Genomic DNA, 20,341 nt, shown 5'->3' on the forward strand with positions numbered 1-20,341 from the left:
TCATTTTGAATTCCGCCTTGCGGTACTAGTATGTCAAAATAAAAATACCCGATACATCAAGGTGAGCGATCGCTCCCAAAGCTAGATTAAAGGATTGACCTGAGCAATGGCAGACGAAACCAATCACAATCAAGCGGGAGAAGTAGCTCCCAACACTGCTGACAAGCAAGTTCCTACTACAGACTCACCCGAAGCCACAGACCTCCCTACTGCCAACACGCCAGATCCTAAAGCCGCAAACCCCGAAGATAATCCTAATGCTGCTAAACCAGCTGCTGTAGCACCCAAGCGAGAAAAACCCGCAGCCGCAGCTAAAGCCGCAGTAGGCGAAAAACCCGTCGCCGACGCAACGGAAGAAAAACCAGCCACCGCCGCTAAAGCCGCTAAAAAGGAAAAAGCCCCATCTGTTGAAGATAAGCCATTTGTACAGTTCATTGAGCAAGACTACTTACCAGCTTTACAAAAAGCGATCACTCAACAAGGTGTGCAAGATTTGCAGGTGTCTTTTGCCAAGCAGAAAGTGCCAATCACTGGCTTTGAATCCGCCGAAGAATGCTGGCAAATTATCGGCAGTTGGTCGGAAACTGGTCGGCGTCAGTTTAACCTGTATTTCCCCGAAGAAGATATTCAAGGAAAAAAGGGATTTTCTTGTAATGAAGGCAAAAAACCTAGCACTCTTGAGTCATTCTTAATTGATGAGCGCAGAATTACCCTCGATTTGTTGGTATTTGGCTTAGTGCAGCGGTTAGATGGTCAAAAGTGGTTAGGTAGAAATTAGTCATTGGGCATTGGGCATGGGGCATTGGGCATGGGGCAAAACAGTTCCGTTAGCACTAACGGGGCGTGGAGCCAGTCCTGAGTAAAAAAGTGTGTCCTACTTGCTACTCAGAACTCAGCACGGGCTAAACGCCCCGCTATCCATGTACAGCACTCAGCACTCATAAGGGGCATTGAATATTAGTTATTCTTTCTCCTTCACTTCTCCAATTTCCCACTAACCTTAAAGTTCGTAGAAATGGTAGGTAACGGCTCCAACATTGGGGTCGTTATCAATAACTAAATTTTAGATTAAATTATCGACAGAATTCAAGAGTCAGAATTTAGAATGAATTCTGTATGACTGGCGGATAGCGAAGCGTTAGCGACTATTCGTATCCTTACAGGGAAGCAAGCTACGCTTTTAGAGTCCCGTAGAGAGCGTCGCATCTTGATTCTGACTCCTGAATTCTGACTTCTGAATTCTTCTTCAAGAGTGTTGATTTAAGTCTTTAAGAACTTCATCTACTGTTTGATAACGTCGAATGGGAATACTTTCTAGCATCTTATTAAGAATGCGACTCAACTTATGACTAACAGGAGTTTTTAAGTATTGCTGCCAAACCCAAGTATCGTTATTAATATCATAAGAATCGAATGGCGATCGCCCAGTTAATAAATTAATGCAAGTAGCACCCAAACTGTAAATATCGCTGGCAAAAACAGCCCTACCTCTCATTTGTTCAGGTGCAACATATTCTGGACTACCAATACTTGTACCAGTTCTATTTAAGGCGGTGTTAGTGGCAGATTTAGCAGCGCCAAAATCTACTAATACTAATTTGCGTTGGGTTTCGCTTTTACGTAAAATAATATTTTCTGGCTTGATATCGCGGTGAATTACTTTTCTGGCGTGACAAAATTGTAACACTGGTAATAAATCATTTAGTAATTGCCAGATTTGCGTTTCACTAAAAGTACCTCTATCTGCTAATTCTTGAGCTAAATTTTGCCCGTCAATAAATTCTTGTACAAGATACTGCTCGTCTTCTTGGGTAAAATATGCCAGTAGTTCGGGAATTTGGGGATGTTTGCCTAATAAATCTAACTGCACCGCTTCCTGATTAAATAATTCTATGGCTTTTGCAAGAGTGCCAGTACCTTGAGCTTGAGGATAAAATTGTTTAATCACGCATAGTGGTTTTGAAGGTTTATCCTCATCTACAGCTAAGAAGGTTTTACCAAAACCACCTTGCCCTATTTGTTTAATCGCACGATAACGTTCTTTGAGGAGTAAGTTATCACCCTTGCTTTTTGCCGCTTCGATTACTTCAGTCATGAGTTTGTTGCCTGTTGGCTCGTGGACTTGAGAGGCAACCACTGCTTGATTTAACGGCACACCCAAGGGAGATACACCTACTTTTAGTCTCAGCTTATGTTCGTATTCGTCAACCATCTCAGGGATGATGAACAAATCCAAAAGCTGTCCTATACCAAACACACCACCAGTCAACAGCCAGAACAAACCACTTACGATTTTGCCATTGTAAAAACGGTGCAGTCCTCCTAATCCGAAAAAGACGGCTGCACACAAGATGTAAGAAACAAGAAGTCGGCTTTTACGCTGATTGTTTTCAAGATTCATCTTGTTTTCAACCCTTTGGATTTGCTCTTGTTGTCTAAGATTGTTTTCTTATACTGTTTTTTATACTAAATATAGATAGCTAGACTTACATCTTGCATCAGTTATTTTCTAGCAATTTTTGTAGGTGGTTACTATCTAACCTACTAACCTATAGTCACTGGAAAAAGTGTAACATATTACTAGAATATTTAAATCTTCTAAGTAATTATGCTAGCTACAGATTGTTAATAAATTAACGATCATTAACGTATTGATCGATTAAACCCGATAAATTTATTGTAGTAATAACCACAGCAAATCACTGAAATTATAGTTTTTTAGATACAAAAAGTGCGTGTTGCTTTACTGAATCGAAACAATGGCGATCGCTAAAACTACCTTTGCTTAACTACCAATCTGCGATTATTGATCCCTCAAACATTGAATTATTGTTGCAACTCTTAATGTTTTGCTTATAAGTTTCTAACCCGCACCTTGGTAGACTGAACTTTATACAATTGGATTATTATGGGCTGTTACGGTTTGCCAGAGCAATTACCCTTGGCTTTCTGGTAAGGCAGTCCGGTCTTCTCCCAAAGGGAGAGGCTAGCGCCAAAGGGGTTTCCCCCATGAGGAACTACCGTTAGCGTAGCGGTAGGGACGTAAGAGCGTCACCCGAAAGGTCTACTTAAGATAATAAAGACGAAAGAGCAATCAAGACATGGTAGATTCCCTCAAAAAACCAGGCTTTGAAGAAATCCGGCCAGGGATTAAAGTCCCGGCAAAAGAAACCCTGTTAACACCTCGGTTTTATACTACCGATTTTGATGAAATGGCACGGATGGATATCTCCGTCAACGAAGACGAGTTACAAGCCATTCTCGAAGAGTTCCGCACTGACTACAACCGCCACCACTTTGTTCGGGATGCCGAGTTTGAACAATCTTGGGATCATATTGACGGAGAAACTCGCCGATTGTTCGTTGAATTTCTAGAACGTTCCTGTACAGCAGAGTTTTCCGGCTTTTTGCTGTACAAAGAACTTGGTCGTCGCTTGAAAGGCAAAAGCCCCGTTTTGGCAGAGTGTTTTAACCTGATGTCACGGGATGAAGCACGTCACGCTGGCTTTTTGAACAAAGCTTTGTCGGACTTTAATCTATCCCTAGATTTAGGGTTTTTGACTAAGAGCCGCAGTTATACTTTCTTCAAACCGAAATTCATCTTCTACGCCACTTATCTTTCTGAAAAGATTGGTTATTGGCGCTATATCACCATTTATCGCCATTTAGAAACACATCCCGAAGACCGGGTTTATCCAATCTTCCGGTTCTTTGAAAACTGGTGTCAAGATGAAAACCGTCACGGCGATTTCTTTGATGCGATTATGAAATCTCAGCCGCAAATGTTGAATGATTGGAAAGCACGGCTGTGGAGTCGGTTCTTCCTATTGTCGGTGTTTGCGACTATGTATCTCAATGACATCCAACGCAAGGACTTTTATGCCACCCTTGGACTGGATGCACGAGAATACGATATCCATGTAATTCAGAAGACCAACGAGAATGCAGGTAGGGTGTTCCCGCTGATGCTGGATGTAGAGAATCCAGAATTTTATCAGCGCTTGGACATTTGTATAAGCAATAATGAGAAACTGGGTGCAATCGCTAATTCCAACACTCCCAAATTCCTGCAATTCTTGCAAAAACTACCGCTTTACATCTCCAATGGCTGGCAGTTATTGCGGCTATACCTAATGAAACCAATTGATACTGTTTCTTATCAAGGAGCAGTTCGTTAACTATATAACAGGTTTGCGAAAGCTTTAGTGGTTCTGCTGATTGCAGAACCACTTTTTTGTTTAAGACACTACCCTAAAGGGTATTACTTGTCAATAAGTCTAAGCAGTTAGATACGTTAAACTTTCGCAGCAGCACTTGGTAAACTTACTTTCAACCGCTTAAACATTGCTTCTCGAGCTTGTACAGCAAGATTATCATCTAAAGGTTGTAATGCGATCGCTTCGTCATACTTCAGCCGCAGTGCTGTTTGAATTAACCAATCGGCGACAAAGGGATTTTTCGGTAATAAAGGGCCGTGAGAATAAGTAGCGATCGCATTCTGATAAAATGCTCCTTCTGTCCCATCTTCACCATTATTTCCCAAACCGTACACCACTCGCCCCAAAGCTTCCACTTTTCCCAGTTTGGTACGCCCACCGTGATTTTCAAAGCCTACCAAATATGGTGTAGTACCCGTCATCTCTTGTAAATCCCGCGCCAGACGTGAGGCTGTCACTTCAATGACCAAGTTGCCAATACAGCGCTTAGTATTTTCACCAGGATGCACAGAAACTAAATCGAGTATTCCCAAACCATCAATTCGTTGTCCCAAGCCTGGTTCATAATAATGTCCCAGTAATTGAGGTGAACCACAAGTAAATACTCCCGGTGTGCCATTTTCGATTTTGTCCCGCATTGCATCAGCTTTCGCACCTTGCAAATCACGCATGACAATCTCTTGCTGACGATCTTGTGCGCCACCACCAACGATTACATCTACAGTTTTAATATCTGCGGCTATGGAATTTTGATCTAGGGGTAACACTTTCACATCGTATCCCCGCCATTGAGCGCGACGTTCTATAGTAATTACATTACCGCGATCGCCATAGGTACTCATCAGTGTTGGATAAAGCCAACCTATTGTTAATTCTAAATTTTGAGAACTCATAAATTTGGGGATTGGGGACTGGGGACTGGGGACTGGGGACTGGGAACTGGGGACTGGGGGAGAATAACCAATGCCCAATGCCCAATGACAAATTTAAAGAATTTTCCGACCAATTAAGACTTCTCGCACTTCTAGCATGGCTGAGTAGGTAGGTAGAATATGCAGAGTTTCATTCTCTGGTGTATGCTCTAATGCAGTTGCGATCGCTTGTCGTAAATCTTCTTCGACTATTAAATTTAAGTTACTCTCGGTGGACTTTTGGCTGTAACGTAGACGTAGTGCCATATCATAGACGCGATCGCCACTCACTACTAAAGTCCCGCCGCGTTCGACTAATTTCTCGGTGTCTACGTCCCAAATCCAGGATACATCAGTGCCATCGGGTGTGCGATCGTTCAATACCAGCAGTGTGGTTTTATCTGTGCTTTGAGTAACTACGCGAATGGTTTCATTCGTTCCCACAGGATTTTTTGATAACAATATTCGCACTCGTTTACCATTAATTACTAAATCTTCCGTACGGCCAAAAGCAGCTTGGAAATTGTTAATAGTATCTCTAATTGTTACTTCATCAACTCCCAATTCGATAGCCGCAGTAGCAGCCGCTAAAGTATTATATTTGTTGTACAAACCAACTAAAATTTGCGACCATTCATTACTTTCGAGAGTCGGTTTACTTTTAGTAAAACCACACTTGGGACAAGTAAAATCTCCCAAATGAGACAAATAAACACCTTTGTAATCTAGAGAATGCCCACATTTTGGACAATAAATAGAATCAACAGCATGAGGAATTGCTTCTAGATAATGTTCTGGTTCATTCAAGCCAAAGAATAACACCCGTTGGGGTAACTGCTGACCGAGGTTAGATAAAGTTGGGTCATCAGCATTGGGAATTACTACCGTTTCTGCTGGTAGTGTAGAAATAACTTTTGTCCAACGCTTACTAATTGTATCTACTTCCCCGTACCTATCGAGTTGGTCGCGGAACAAGTTTAAACAGAGAATGATTTGTGGCTGGAGTGGTGCTAATACTTTCGGTACAATATTTTCGTCAACTTCCAAAATGGCGTAATCAGTATTTAGCGTACCTAGTAAGTTAGTGCTTTCCAACAGCGCCGTCATCAAGCCATTTTCCAGATTTGCACCTGTAGAATTATGAGTGACACGAAAACCCTTGCGTTCTAGTATCGTGCATAAAAGCAGCGCTGTAGTAGTTTTGCCGTTAGTACCAGCAATTAAAATCACTCCGTTTTTAACTTGCTGACTCAATAATTGTAAAAGGCGGGGTTCAATGCGACGAGCAATCGAGCCTGGTAATACACTAGCAGCACCGAGACGGAGCGATCGCACAATAAATGTCACACTCTTTGCCACTGACACCGCGAAACCCAATCGCAGCCTATCGATGAATTGTATTTTGTTTCCCACATCTTTACCCTAGTCTTCTGGCAGTTGCTAATTAAAAGTGCAAATTTAATCTTGTGAGTTTAGCGAATCCTAGCTGAAAAAGCCAGCCTTGACATTACGAAAAAGGGGATGAGGGGGATGACGGGGATGAGGGGGATGACGGGGATGACGGGGATGACGGGGATGAGGGGGATGAGGGGGATGAGGAGGATGAGGAGGATGAGGAGGATGAGGAGGATGAGGAGGATGAGGAGGATGAGGAAGAATTTACTCCCACATCTCCCCCATCTCCCCCATCTCCCCCATCTCCCCCATCTCCCTCATCTCCCTCATCTCCCCTATCTCCCCCATCTCCCTCATCTCCCCTATCTCCCTCATCTCCCTCATCTCCCCTATCTCCCTCATCTCCCTACTCCCAACTTTCCACTTACGAGAGATAATCTCAGTAGGCGTTATCTTAAAAAATAGTGCGTGGGCGTAATTACATATCCAACCCAGTTTGCCGAATTCAGTACAAACTCACGACAAGTAGTAGCTTGCAAGGTTCCTTTTGATGAATAGCACAAAATTTCTTTTTTTACATAAACAAATTACTGGCTGGCGAAGGTGGTTGTCCAAAGGCCTGTTGTTGCTTGCAAGTCTTTTCATTATAAGTATGCAGCCTGCATCTGCTGGTCTTAATAATGATTTATATGACGGCAACATCTTTGTCGTTTATGCTGGCAATGGCTCCTTGGTTCCTCCCAGACAGTCACTAGCACAGACTTTAGCGGAACATAAACCCGTATTTTTGGCCTTTTACGTAGATGACAGCAGCGATTCCAAAAGATATGCTATTTCCATTTCACGGGTACAGGAATTCTATGGTCGGGTAGCAGAGATTATCCCAATTAATATAGATACGATTCCGCCCAAACAGACTTACGATCCTACAGAAGTAGGATATTACTATTCTGGGGCTGTTCCTCAAGTCCTGGTGTTTAATAAATCAGGTGAGGTAGTTTTGAATAAAAAAGGTCAAGTACCTTTTGAAGAGATAGACGATCAATTTCGCAAAATCTTTGATTTATTACCACGCACTGAAACAGCACAGCTAAAACGGCGAGCCTTTAATGAGTTTAGCAGTGAGTTAGCTAAATAACTTATGGGGTAGACCAAATTGGTCTGCCCTAATTTTTAGTGATATCTGTTACTACATTGCCGCCGATGTCAAAGCATAATGATTAGAAAGTTAATCTATAGTCTATAAGTCCGTAACAACTGACTAATGACTAATGACTAATGACCAATGACCAATGACTAAATAGAGTGTATTCTGATGTCAAAGGTTTACACCACCCAAGAACTAATTCAAATTTTGGCAGCCGAACGCCAAGCTTGCCTCAAAGGAAAACGTCTAAAATTAGAAATAACAGTCTCTGGCAATCCTGTAATTGACCAGTTTATCAGTACTGATGGGCTGCAAAAATTTACTGCTTATCAAGATTTCAAAACTGCAATTCACGAGTATCAGAAAGAAAATCGAGTTTCCGGTATTATCTGGCGGGAATTGACAGTTAAAGAAAAAAACTTGTACTATCCCGAAATAGATACTGAGTTAATTGCCCTCAATGGTGACTTAGAGATATTAAAAGCCGCTAAAAATTCCATCGTAGAATTTTGGTATGAAGTCACTATCGGGATGGACTTATACTTAAGTTTCAATAATAGTAAACAACATCAACAAATTGTCACATCTGATGTAGAAAGAATTGTTCAAAGAACAGAATGGGCAAGTTTGTGCAAGTGGGAAAATTCTAGCTTTTTGGAAATGATTTTGCAGCTAGGATGGGGTAAACCAGAAGAAGCTTATTATAAACGAGGAAGACCGCGATCGGGTAGTGAATATATTCATGCAGTCAATCCCGGAAATCGCCCTATTGGTTGATTGATGTGTTGGGTAGCAATGCTGAAAAGAACGACAAAATGACGGATAGAATTACGTTTACTTTGCTTTCTTAATAAGGCACTCTATCTGTAACAGTGGCTAGTAAACCAAATGTGGATGTGCCAATTGGTACTCTGAAAAATATCTGGAGACAAGCTCAATTGGAGGAAGACTGATGCATTATACAGTTGTGATTGAAAAGGGAGCAACTAGCTACGGCGCTTATAGCGCTTCCGGCTATTATGAAATACAGTTTTTCTCCTTGCCCTCTCCTATCAAAGCTTTCAGATTTGAGGATGTACCTCATAGCTGCCGGAAGTGCTGTATGTCCCTGATTTACCAGGTTGTGTCGCTGTGGGTGAAACTTTAGAAGAAGTCAAGCAGATGATTGCAGAAGCTATTGAATTTCATATAGAAGGAATGCTAGAAGATGGTTTACCTATTCCTAAACCTACAAGCATTGCTCATGAGGTTGAAGTTGCAAACTACAGCAAAATATAATAATTTAAAACTACTAAATTAGCACTAAACAATCCTTCTATAGGACTACTATTTGATTTTTGAACAGATACGTAGGGTGCGTTACGCGAAACGCTAACACACCCTACAAATACTTAATTTTGTTCAAAAATCAAACCGGATTCCTATAGATATTTTGTAAAGTTAGTTTTGAGAGTTTGTAGTAAAGACTTTAGTGCTTAGAAAATAAAGACTAAACTCCTTACTAAGAACTTGTTGACAAACAATGCTTATCGACTTTGAACTATGGACTCTTGAGTAGAGTTTTCAAACTCTGGAAATTCTACTTTGGCAGGTTTCCAGCCTCCTGCCCAAGCAAGGCATAGATGACGGAAACGATCGCCCCGCACCTCAAAATTTGGGTACTGATCAAAACTCGCGCAAGCCGGAGATAGCAATACCACAGGCGCTTCATACTGCTTGGCTAATTCTGCCGACTTGGGAACTGCCCTTTCCATAGTTTCCACAATCTGGTAGTTATGATATCCTACCTCTTGCAGACGTTTAGCAAATGCGGGTGCAGCAGAACCAATCAATAACACAGCAGCAGTTTTGGTTTGAATTTTTGCTAACCAGCCAGTGTCATCACCTGCTTTGGCTTCTCCACCAGCAATTAAAATCGCTGGACTGTTAACGGATGCTAAACCAACTTCAGCAGCATCGTAGTTAGTAGCTTTGCTGTCGTTAATGAAGTCGATACCTTCCCAAGTGCAGATATGCTCCAAACGATGGGCAACACCAGGAAATTCTCGAATTGCAAGTGCGATGGCATCACGATTGATTCCCGCTAATCTTGCTGTTGCTACTGCCATCAACAGATTTTGCTGGTTATGTTCTCCCACCATTCGCAAGGTAGATACTTTCACAATCGCTTCTGGTGCAGAGGTTGCAGTCAATTTTTCCACAACCCAGCCATCTTCAATGTAAAAGCCTTTTTCGCTAATCAGAAAATCTTTTCCTCTGACGCTTGTCCAATAGGCATCAGGCCAAGCACTTAAACCTAGCTGGCTCAAGTAGGCATCATCGCCATTGAATACTTGCAACTCAGACTGACGTAATAATTTTGCTTTGATGTTGTAATAGTTCTCTAAAGTCTGATGGCGACTGAGATGATCCGGTGTGAAAGTCGTCCAAACTCCGATCCGGGGAGCAAGAGAACTCGAAGACTCTATTTGATAGCTACTAACTTCCGCAATCACCCAATCGAGTGAAGAGTTAGGAGTTAGGAGTGAGGAATTATCAAATGCTTCCCCTACCTCCCCTGTACCCTGTCCCCTCCAAGATAGGGCAACATCACAAGCGGCATAGCCGATGTTACCGCAGGCAGGTGCATTTAGTTTTGCTGCTTGGAAAATGGCAGCAATTAAAGCTGTGGTAGTAGTTTTGCCATTAGTACCAGTAATTCCTACCCAAGGTAGTGATTGTAAATTTCGCCAAGCGAGTTCCATTTCGCCAATGGTTTCAATACCTAATTGACGTGCCTCAACTAACACGGGAATATTCCAAGGCACGCCCGGACTAACAACTATTAATTGGGGTAAATTAGCACCATTTAATTCTAGAGATTGGCCGAGTTTTACGGTTATTTGCTCGGCAGCGAGTTGTTTTTGTTGTTCTAGGAGGGTTTCGGAGGTGTTGCCATCACTCAGCTCTACCTCCCAACCTTCCCGTTTCAACAATCTCGCCGCAGCAACACCGGACTTTCCCAATCCAATAACAGTAGCTCTAGGCATAGATTGCAGCAGAGTGTCCCTGGTTAAGCACTCCCTATACTAGCGTTTATTGGCAAAAATTACACCAGTTTTTGTTAACCTACGCTACAGATTTTTAACGATCGCACCAAAGTCAGCCAAAACACGGGCATGATTGCGAACTAATCCCAGCAGATGTAACCGATTACGCTTAATTTCTGGATCGGAGTCCATAACTAAAACGCTATCTGGGCCATCAAAGAAGTTACTAACTGCTGGAGCAATTTTTGTGAGTGCTGCTACTAATAGTTGATAATTTCGTGTCTGCTGTGCTGCTTGAGTTTGTGGTACTGATTCGATTAGCGCATTATACAAAGCACTCTCAGAGGGCTTTTGAAATAGTTCTTGACGAACTACGGTTGTTGGTTCTAGCTGTTTTGGATCCAAATCACCTTGGGCGGCTAATCGTGTGGAACGGTTAACGGTTTCGTAGATGTTATCTAAGGTACTGTCGTTGCGGATTTGTTGTAAGTATAAGGCGCGATCGCGTACATCCAATAAATCTTTTAACGTCCGTTCTGTGTATTCTGGGTCATTTTCTCCCAAAACTGCATTTACCAAGTCGTAATCAATCTGCTTTTCTTCTTGTAGTAAAGTGCGGATGCGTTGCAAGAAAAATTCTTGTAAACCTGTGGTTAATGATCCCTGTTCTTTGTGATATTTAGCTGCAAAATCTGTTGCTATCTGCTTCAATAAATCATCTAAATTTATCGGCAAGTTATCAAACCAAACAATTTTCACTACAGCATTAGCCGCACGTCGTAAGGCAAAGGGATCAGAGGAACCAGAGGGGATTAAACCTAAACCAAAGATACTCACTAAGGTATCTAATCTATCTGCCAAACCGACAATTTTACCTGTGAGTGTTCCAGGTAAAATATCACCGGCTCCCTTTGGCAAATAATGTTGATAAATTGCTTTTGCTACTTCGGCATCTTCACCACTAGCTAAGGCATATTTTTCTCCCATAATGCCTTGCAACTCAGGGAATTCATACACCATTTGTGTCACCAAATCTGCTTTACATAATAAAGCAGCACGTTGGATTCTTTGGCTTTGATTTTCCGCTAGTTCTAATTGATTGCTAATTTGTTCGGCAATTTGAACTACTCTATCTACCTTGGCACGCACTGAACCCAATTCTTCTTGGAAAGTGACTTTTTCTAACTGGGGTAAAAAGCTATCTATTGGCTTAGTTAAATCAGCTTCGTAGAAAAATCTGCCATCAGCTAATCTGGCACGAATTACCCTTTCATTCCCGACGGCAACAATATCTGATTTTTTCGGGTCGCCGTTAGAAATGGTGATGAAATTGGGCAATAATTCTTGCTCAAAACTCCCTGGTTTGAATACGGGAAAATAACGCTGATGAGTAACCATAACTTCAGTAATTACTTCAGTTGGCAATTCCAAAAATTCTGGTTCAAATTTCCCGACAACTGCGGAAGGATATTCTACAAGGTTGGTTACTTCCGCTAACAAATCGGGGTAAATTACTGTATACCCACCTAAATTCTGTGCTACTGTATTTACTTGCTCTTTAATCAGATTTGCCCGTTCTTCTGGGTCAACGTTGACATAGGCAGACTTGAGGGCGGTAACATAATCAGTAGCCTGGGTAATTGTCACAGGTTCAGGATGTAAAACCCGATGACCTTGGGAAATGCGATCGCTCTGAACCGTTTTAGAACCATTCACTAATTCTAGAGGCAGCACTATCTCATCTAACAAAGCTACCAGCCAACGAATTGGTCGAGAAAACCTCGCATCCCCATTACCCCAACGCATCAACCGCTTACCCTCTAAACCCCAAATCCACTGAGGAACAAGTTCTGTCAAAATTTCTGCCACCGGACGACCGGGAATTTTTTTGAGAACAAAGACAAATTCCCCTTTATCAGTGGGGCGAACAGATAGTGCATCCAGTTCCACACCTTGCTTTTTGGCAAAGCCTGCTGCTGCTGCTGTCGGCTGACCATCTTTAAAGGCTGCTTGGGCGGGGGGCCCTTTAATTTCTTCTTCTCGGTCTGGTTGCTGCGATGGTAGCCCTGTAATTAATACCGCCAACCGCCGGGGAGTACCGTACACCTGGACACTTGCGCCCTTGAGGCTGTTTGCTTCCAAGCTTTGGGGAATGCGTTCCTGCCATTGCACTAAAGCATCACTGAGAAAACTTGCAGGTAGTTCTTCTGTACCAACTTCTAATAGAAACCCAGGCATATAACACTGTTTTCAACTTTGCGTAGCTCAACTTTATCAGTTATTCTCAGGCGATCGCTCGTGATTTTTAGCTAGAGGGCAGTTCTAGCTTGCGGTAGAAGGTTTGTTGGATAAACTTGGCATTTTATGCAAATCGCCAGGTCTTAAGTTGACACCAATACACACTGCTGCCCTTGTGGAAAGTCTTTTCACTATTCAAAAAAGTGAGATGCTCCACAATGAACACAATACTTATGACTTGGTTAAAAATACTTCGTGTGCCAGTTTAAAAGGCGGAATGAGGGTTATATGCACAACCGTGAATATAATGCTACAATCCCCCAAGTGTAAGTTTAGACATTAGTTCAGAAACAACTAGATCAACTATTGTCATAATCACCAAAAATTATTAAAGCCTATGTCTATAGGAACCTAACCTGCTTACACAAAATGATGTTTTGATTTTGAATTTTATTATTCAGTACAAAAACTTTCTTTTAAAAACCACTAATAAAATTCATAAACAATGTTTAAGTAAGTCAGTATGAATAATTAAAGGTCTGTAGTAATCGGCTCTAGCTTTTAAAATAGGACTGGAGCCGCTTACTACAATCCAATTTAATTAAGTTTGCATTGCAAAATACATAGTTTGATTTAAGTTTTACCATTTACTTAACGCAACTTTAATCAAGCAATCTTACAACTTAAAATAAGTAATAAAAGTAGCAGCCTGTACTGGCTATAAAGGAATAAATCCGATCATCTCAGACTATCTTCACGCAATTCACAAATAGCTCATGCACATTCTGATTTATTCCTACAACTATCATCCAGAGCCAATTGGAATTGCCCCGTTAATGACTGAATTGGCAGAAGGATTAGTAAAGCGAGGTCATGAAGTGCGAGTGATTACGGGAATGCCCAACTATCCTCAGCGCGAAATTTATGATGGGTATCGGGGTAAGTGGTATCTTACTGAACAAAAAAATGGTGTCACAATTGCGCGAAGTTACCTCCGAATTAAATCCAAACCTAACCTCGTAGATCGGCTGTTACTAGAGTTGAGCTTTGTTTTCACCAGCTTACCCCAAGCCTTTAAAGGTGGACGCCCCGATGTGATTCTCTTAACAATTCCACCTCTATTAGGTACGTTGCCAGCAACAATATTTGGCTGGTTATACAACTGCCCAGTAGTTCTGAATGTGCAAGACATTCTACCAGAAGCCGCTATACGTATCGGGCTATTGAAAAACAAGTGGATGATCCGAACTCTTACAGCCCTAGAGAAATTCGCATATCAGACTGCACACACTATTAGTGTCATCGCCGACGGGTTTGGCGATAACTTAGTGAATAAAGGAGTACCTATTAATAAAATTGTTTGTATTCCCAATTGGGTGAATTTAAATTTCATCCGGCCTTTACCCAAAGTGAACAACTCTTGGATATCTAACCATCAACTGGATGATAAATTTGTAGTACTTTATTCGGGCAATATTGCTCTAACACAAGGTCTTGAAACAGTAATAGAAGCAGCAGTTTGCTTGCGTCATATTAAGGATATTGTCTTTGTAATCGTTGGCGAATCAAGAGCATTACAAAGATTGCAGGAATATTGTCTATTAAATGGAGCAGATAATGTTTTGCTGCTACCTTTGCAGCCACGAGAAAAACTACCCGAAATGCTAGCGGCATCTGATGTAGGACTAATTGTGCAAAAGTGCAATGTGATTTCGTTCAATATGCCTTCAAAAATACCATTGCTATTGGCGAGTGGTCGCCCGATTGTGGGTTCAGTTCCCGCCACTGGTACTGCTGCTAGAGCGCTCGAACTCAGTGGTGGTGGGATAATTGTTGAGCCGGAATCACCCCATGCAATGGCAGCTGCGGTGCATGATTTATATACTAATCCTGCTCTAGGAGCAAGGCTAGGCAACGAAGGAAGACAGTTTGCCGAAGAAAACTATTCCTTGGAACAAGCACTCGATCGGTATGAGTTGCTTCTTTCTCACATTGTTACTAACCACAAATCAACTATGGGGATCTTTCCGAAATTGGATTCCAATAAATCAGTTGTGGATGGGTGAAGGGGATTGGGGATTGGGGATTGTCTACACAGCCAATACCCTAATTTGGATAAATTAAATCACCCATTCGGGTGAGTTGTGAATCAACCGATCGGGTGAACTAACTGTAGGAAGTTAAGATTGCTCAAAAATAGGACTCTAGAGAACACTAATTGATTGCACGTCGTTCTTGGTGAGGATAACTTGATGAAACTTTCAACCTTGATGAATAAAGCTGAATTAATCAATGTAGGCATAGCCCACCTAACCCCTACGGGGAAGCAAGCTATGGGGAGTGTCTCATAGAGAAGGCATCGCTCCATACTCTTTTCTTCCTTAAGATCGTTATTCACTACAACTTAAGAACGATAAACTCATCTGTGACTTATATACTAATGTGGTTATAATGCAAGCAAGTGCTTGCAAACACTCATAGAAAACTTAACATCAAGGATGGCAAAAATTCCTGCAACCTTGATTAAGACGACAACTGAGGTGTCTGCAACAGTAGGTTTAATCTAAGCTAAAACGCAAGAAATTGCTCGTGTTGCTATGTTCACTAAAGTAACTTTATTTCGTCATTTACCAGAACAAAGAGCAACCACTAACTTGTGATTACCTAAGCGATCGCTTTACAGTCTCAAGCTGTAGCCTATTACGATGAGTAGACTCAAAGTCTGTACATTGACTTCAAGAATTATCCAAGGCCTTGCAACCAGATGGTGGAGGAGCATGAAAACCTAATTTGGACATTGATTGCAGAAGCGAAGCGACATCCCCAGTCCGCCTTTCTGGATCTTATACGAAACTAAAAAATCACTGCGCGCACAGATGATTGTGTACTTGCGAAAAAGTCAAGAGCCAGACACAGTATCTTCAGATATAGATATGAAAGCATCTGTAGATAGTTCCGCGAGTATGTTGCTTCACGGTATCCTGCGTTTTAGCGATATATCTACCACACTAGACTAAGGTTCTAAATACTACATGTAAACTTTTGTGGATCTATTTGTGCGTGGTATTAGCACTTCACCATTGAAGGAGACAGGGATTTCATTTGGTTGCCTGCAACAAGATGAATTGTGCTTTTTCTCTGAGACAAGGCACTGAGTTTTTACTAGTGAGAAAAGTTTTATAAATTACAATTTAAAAAAGGATTGGAGTTAAGTAATGTACAAAAAGACCATAGTGTGCTAGATGATATTAGTTCGTTTTAGGTGCTAGACATCGTGAGCGATCGCCCAAATACCCAAAAATTTTGTCACCAACATCGAGAAAAAGGGCTAAAAAACTATTCAAAATAATGCTTTTTTAGCGAAGAGTAGATTGCCCAAGTCTAAATCCACAAGACGAGAAAACGAAGATGTCCAATCCTCAGTTCCCTGACTCTCCCCTGCCGATTGAAGTAGAACAGCCTGCTGTTACCGATCCTAATCAAGAATCGCAACCATTGCCACAGCGATCGCCAAAGCCACCTCAAAAACGGCGTTGGCCCCTAATATTGGGAATTATCCTGTTAGTTGCAGGTGTTGGTTTTGGTTGGCGCTGGTGGCAAACTAGTAACGCTAGGAATGCACCTGCGGCTGGAGTCGGTGCTGGGCAACCAGCAATCCCTGTCAAGTTAGCAACTGTAGAAAATGAAACTGTACAGGAAAGTTCGGAGTTTATTGGCTCCTTAGAAGCACCACTATCTGTACCAATCAAGCCCCAAGTTGGAGGGCGAATTACCCAGATTTACATCAAAGAGGGCAAGCGTGTTCAACAAGGGGATGTCATTATTAGCCTACAAATTGATGATGCCCTTGCCCAGCTACGACAAAAACAAGCAGCACTAGAACAAGCACAAGCAAATCTTGCTGAACTCAAAGCAGGGACTCGAAGAGAAGTAATTTTCCAAGCCAAAGCCCAGTTAGATCAAGCCGAAGCAAAATATCAAGATGCCGTATCTGGATCGCTACCACAGCAAATTCAGCAGGCTGAAGCTCAAGTTAATTCCGCCAAATCAGACTTAGTACTAGCACAAGCACGAGCAACGCGATACGCACAATTAACAAAAGAAGGGGCAACTTCTCAAGATAGCCTAGATGAATATCTGAAAAACAAAGCTAGTGCAGAAGCGGCCCTGGTTGCAGCTCAGAAAAACTTAGAGCAACTCCGCAAAAGCAGAATTGCTAGTATCCAACAGTTGGGTGCTGCCTTAGAACAACAGAGGCAATACTATAGGCAGCAGGTGAACGGCAACCGCCCAGAAGATATTGCCCAAGGGCGATCGCAAGTAAGCCAAGCAGCGGCTCAAGTCCAGTCGGCTCAAGTCCAACTGCAATATACAAAAGTCCTAGCTCCTTTCACAGGTATTGTTGGTAATATTCCAGTCAGGGTAGGGCAGTATGTAGGACAAGGGGATCAACTGACCACATTGACCAAAAACGACTTTTTATATCTGGATATATCCATTCCCCTAAATCAAGCCAAAAAGTTGCGCTTGGGCTTACCTGTGCAAATGCTGGACGCCCAAGGTAAACCGACATCAACGGGTAAGATCAGTTTTATCTCCCCCAATGCCAGTTCGGATTCGCAGACAGTTTTGGTGAAAGCCAACTTTAGCAATTTCAGAAATCGACTGCTGAATCTTCAGTCAGTGCAAACCAGAGTGATCTGGGATGAACGTCCAGGAATCTTAATTCCAGTTACAGCAGTATCTCGGTTGGGTGGGGAGACTTTTGTGTTTGTGGCTCAAGCACCACAGGAAAAGCCTCAATCTGGAGCGCCAGCAACATCTTTAGTCGCTCAACAAAAACCTGTGAAATTGGGAGTTATTGAGGGAAATAATTATCAAGTTATTGACGGATTAAAGGCTGGGGACAAAATTGTTGTTTCCGGTATTCTCAACATAACCAATGGCGCTCCCATCAAGCCTGCACCAGAAGAAGTGGGTAGTCAAAATTAATTTTTCCCTGTCGTCTATGTTCCTCTTCCCTGTCTCCTATAAACGGGAGCATCTCAATGAGTGTAAAAACACACCTTGCCCTGGCGAATGGAATTCGCGCGCCAGTTGCTCATGGGGGAAACCCCCTTCTCTACGAGACGCTCCGCGAACGCGGAGCGTCTCGTAGAGAAGGAAAGGCGCTAGCCTCTCCCAATGTGAGAAGACTGCACTGGCTTGGCTATACGAGACTTTACCCACCTTCGTGGGTTTCAAATTCTTTGAGTCCGCGTAGGCGGACGAAAGTTTGTGTAGCCGCGATTTCTAATCGCCCGATATTTTTGCTTTCGTTGAGATGCTCCCCCTATAAACATCGTAGTATGAGGGGATGGGGAAGACTAATTTCAAAGGGGAAATGCATGAAAATTGCTATTGGCAGTGATGAACGCACCAACCTTACTGATAGGGTACTAGAAGAACTTAAGCAGCGTGGGCATGAAGTTATACTCTTTGGTTCTCTAACCGAGAATGATCCTGAAATCGATTGGCCTGTTAGCTGTAGTAAAGTTGCTTCGGCGGTAGCAACCCAGAAAGCAGATGAGGGAATTGTCTTTTGTTGGACTGGTACGGGTGCATCTATAGCCGCCAATAAAGTCTCTGGGATACGTGCAGCATTGTGCCATGATGCTGAGACGGCACGCGGGGCCCGCATCTGGAATCATGCGAACGTTCTTGTATTAAGTTTACGTGCAACTACAGAAGCGATCGCTAAAGAAATATTAGATACCTGGTTTAGCACACCTTTTTCTGAAGATGAGTGGAACCTCCTGCAAATCAAACGAATTAAACAACTAGAAGAAAAGGTTTAATTTGTAGACCGATTGCAAAAATTCCACAACGGCTTCAAAAATTCTATGTGGGCATAATGGCAAACCCAAATTTACAGTTAAGTCAGCACAATGGTAACAATAGCAGTCAATCCCTATCTCGATCGCAACTTCGCTCCAATCCATGAAGAAATCACCACCGACAAATTGTCAGTCATCGGTGAATTACCCCTTGAATTATCGGGGATGTTTGTACGGAATGGCCCTAACCCTCAATGGACACCCATCGGTCAATATCACTGGTTTGATGGAGATGGGATGTTGCATGGTGTGCAAATTAGCAACAGCGTAGCCACTTATCGTAACCGCTACATTCAGACAACCGGATGGAAAAAAGAACGAGAAGCGGGTAAGGCTCTCTGGAGTGGATTGTTAGAACCACCGCAAATGGATAACCCCCACGGCCCCCGCAAAAATACCGCCAACACTGCCTTAGTGTGGCACGCTGGTCAGATGTTGGCGCTGAACGAGGGGGGTAAACCTCACGCCATCAAGCTTCCTGAATTAGATACCATTGGCGAGTATACCTACAATGGCAAACTGGTTTCTCCCTTCACAGCCCATCCCAAAGTAGACCCAGTAACAGGGGAAATGATCTTCTTTGGCTATTCTCTGTTTGTGCCACCGTACCTGCAATATAGTGTGGTTTCAGCAGAAGGCGAACTGTTGCGGACAGTGCCAATTGACCTACCAATAGGGGTGATGATGCATGATTTCGCCATCACTGAAAACTACACCATTTTTATGGATTTGCCCCTGACTTTTAATCTTGAAAGGGCGCAACGGGGAGAACCTATAATGATGTTTGAGCGCGATCGCTCCAGTCGCTTCGGGATTTTACCACGTCACGGTGACAACAGTAATATCCGCTGGTTTGAGAGTCCCGCTTGCTACGTCTTCCATACCCTCAACGCCTACGAAGACGGAGACGAAGTAGTGCTGATTGCCTGTCGCATGAGTTCTACTACTATTTTGAGTTCTGATGATTCACAACCTGACCCAGAAGGAAATATCCCCCGTTTGTATCGCTGGCGATTCAACCTCAGCACGGGAACAGTGCGTGAAGAAATTTTGGATGATGTCGCTTCCGAATTTCCCCGCGTTAACGAAAACCTATTGGGGCGACAAACCCAATATGGCTACAGTAACAAAATGGCGAACAATCCCCTACCCTTATTTGAAGGTATTATTAAGTACGACTTCAGCAGTGGAAAGTCCCAAACCCATAACTTCGGACAGGGACGCTATGGCGGTGAAGCTGTGTTTGCGCCGCGTCCTGGTGCAACGGCTGAAGATGATGGTTGGCTTATAACTTTCGTCCATGATGAGGGTGAAGATACTTCAGAATTAGTAGTAGTGAATGCTCAAGATGTAACAACTGAACCTGTAGCGCGGGTGATAATTCCTCAGCGAGTGCCTTATGGGTTTCATGGGACCTGGGTTGCACAGGAATAGGGTATTTGCCAAAAAATCACCCAATACGCTTTCGATAATCTTGGTGATTCTTTCTCTAGATTCTTTAGTAAAAAAGGTGGATATCCAAAGTTTA

At 42.6% G+C, this 20,341-nt stretch carries 15 protein-coding genes and 2 pseudogenes; 9 read left to right on the top strand and 8 right to left on the bottom strand.

Features of this window, described 5'->3' with window-relative positions; translation table 11 throughout:
- Positions 1-106: 106 nt before the first annotated feature.
- A complete protein-coding gene (locus V7K67_RS00785; protein ID WP_335164817.1) occupies positions 107-778 on the top strand; it encodes a DUF2996 domain-containing protein in 672 nt (223 codons plus the stop codon).
- Positions 779-1,249: 471 nt separating this feature from the next.
- Here the strand turns inward: V7K67_RS00785 and V7K67_RS00790 are convergent.
- Positions 1,250-2,068 (bottom strand): annotated as a pseudogene (locus V7K67_RS00790) (protein kinase domain-containing protein); the annotation flags it as partial.
- Between the two features lie 168 nt (positions 2,069-2,236).
- Positions 2,237-2,401, bottom strand: a pseudogene (locus tag V7K67_RS00795) (NINE protein); the annotation flags it as partial.
- Between the two features lie 700 nt (positions 2,402-3,101).
- Between V7K67_RS00795 and acsF the strand changes: the two are divergent.
- Complete coding sequence (gene acsF / locus V7K67_RS00800; protein ID WP_334733064.1) at positions 3,102-4,178, top strand: magnesium-protoporphyrin IX monomethyl ester (oxidative) cyclase; 1,077 nt, start codon at positions 3,102-3,104, stop codon at positions 4,176-4,178.
- Positions 4,179-4,294: 116 nt separating this feature from the next.
- Here the strand turns inward: acsF and V7K67_RS00805 are convergent, their stop codons facing one another.
- The 4 genes from V7K67_RS00805 to V7K67_RS00820 all read right to left on the bottom strand — a co-directional run bounded on the left by V7K67_RS00805 (position 4,295) and on the right by V7K67_RS00820 (position 6,925).
- Positions 4,295-5,110, bottom strand: coding sequence for a type 1 glutamine amidotransferase (locus V7K67_RS00805; RefSeq protein WP_334733065.1), 816 nt, complete (start codon positions 5,108-5,110; stop codon positions 4,295-4,297).
- A 93-nt stretch (positions 5,111-5,203) separates the two neighbouring features.
- A complete protein-coding gene (locus tag V7K67_RS00810; RefSeq protein WP_334733066.1) occupies positions 5,204-6,541 on the bottom strand; it encodes a Mur ligase family protein in 1,338 nt (445 codons plus the stop codon).
- A 94-nt stretch (positions 6,542-6,635) separates the two neighbouring features.
- Entirely contained in the window at positions 6,636-6,797 is a 162-nt protein-coding gene (locus V7K67_RS00815) for a hypothetical protein (RefSeq protein WP_335164819.1), read from the bottom strand.
- Positions 6,788-6,925 carry a hypothetical protein gene (locus V7K67_RS00820; RefSeq protein WP_335164821.1) on the bottom strand — a complete coding sequence of 46 codons (138 nt, stop codon included), beginning with the start codon at positions 6,923-6,925 and terminating at the stop codon, positions 6,788-6,790. Before V7K67_RS00820 ends, V7K67_RS00815 begins: the two co-directional genes overlap by 10 nt.
- Before the next feature lie 148 nt (positions 6,926-7,073).
- Here V7K67_RS00820 and V7K67_RS00825 point away from each other — a divergent pair, with 148 nt between their 5' ends.
- The 3 genes from V7K67_RS00825 (at position 7,074) to V7K67_RS00835 (ending at position 8,948) form a co-directional block, all read left to right on the top strand.
- Complete coding sequence (locus V7K67_RS00825; RefSeq protein WP_334733067.1) at positions 7,074-7,661, top strand: thylakoid membrane photosystem I accumulation factor; 588 nt, start codon at positions 7,074-7,076, stop codon at positions 7,659-7,661.
- A gap of 177 nt (positions 7,662-7,838) precedes the next feature.
- Entirely contained in the window at positions 7,839-8,447 is a 609-nt protein-coding gene (locus V7K67_RS00830; protein WP_334733068.1) for a hypothetical protein, read from the top strand.
- A gap of 318 nt (positions 8,448-8,765) precedes the next feature.
- Positions 8,766-8,948 (top strand): type II toxin-antitoxin system HicB family antitoxin, encoded by a 183-nt coding sequence (locus tag V7K67_RS00835; RefSeq protein ID WP_334733069.1) that lies wholly within the window; start codon positions 8,766-8,768, stop codon positions 8,946-8,948.
- A gap of 248 nt (positions 8,949-9,196) precedes the next feature.
- Here V7K67_RS00835 and murD read toward each other — a convergent pair whose 3' ends face one another.
- Together murD and glyS are read right to left on the bottom strand one after the other, a co-directional pair.
- Positions 9,197-10,699, bottom strand: a complete 1,503-nt coding sequence (gene murD / locus V7K67_RS00840; RefSeq protein ID WP_334733070.1) for a UDP-N-acetylmuramoyl-L-alanine--D-glutamate ligase — start codon at positions 10,697-10,699, stop codon at positions 9,197-9,199.
- A gap of 84 nt (positions 10,700-10,783) precedes the next feature.
- Positions 10,784-12,937: a glycine--tRNA ligase subunit beta gene (gene glyS, locus V7K67_RS00845; RefSeq protein ID WP_335164825.1), complete on the bottom strand. Its 2,154-nt coding sequence runs from the start codon at positions 12,935-12,937 to the stop codon at positions 10,784-10,786.
- 776 nt (positions 12,938-13,713) lie between these two features.
- Here glyS and V7K67_RS00850 point away from each other — a divergent pair.
- From V7K67_RS00850 to V7K67_RS00865, 4 genes are all read left to right on the top strand, one after another.
- Positions 13,714-15,003, top strand: a complete 1,290-nt coding sequence (locus V7K67_RS00850) for a glycosyltransferase family 4 protein (RefSeq protein WP_334733072.1) — start codon at positions 13,714-13,716, stop codon at positions 15,001-15,003.
- A gap of 1,342 nt (positions 15,004-16,345) precedes the next feature.
- On the top strand, positions 16,346-17,929 hold the full coding sequence (locus tag V7K67_RS00855; protein ID WP_335164827.1) for an efflux RND transporter periplasmic adaptor subunit: 1,584 nt from the start codon (positions 16,346-16,348) through the stop codon (positions 17,927-17,929).
- Between the two features lie 395 nt (positions 17,930-18,324).
- On the top strand, positions 18,325-18,774 hold the full coding sequence (locus V7K67_RS00860) for an RpiB/LacA/LacB family sugar-phosphate isomerase (RefSeq protein ID WP_334733074.1): 450 nt from the start codon (positions 18,325-18,327) through the stop codon (positions 18,772-18,774).
- Positions 18,775-18,864: 90 nt separating this feature from the next.
- Positions 18,865-20,247 (top strand): carotenoid oxygenase family protein, encoded by a 1,383-nt coding sequence (locus tag V7K67_RS00865; RefSeq protein WP_334733075.1) that lies wholly within the window; start codon positions 18,865-18,867, stop codon positions 20,245-20,247.
- Positions 20,248-20,341: the final 94 nt, after the last annotated feature.

This window comes from Nostoc sp., from assembly GCF_036917155.1.
Classification (GTDB): domain Bacteria; phylum Cyanobacteriota; class Cyanobacteriia; order Cyanobacteriales; family Nostocaceae; genus Nostoc.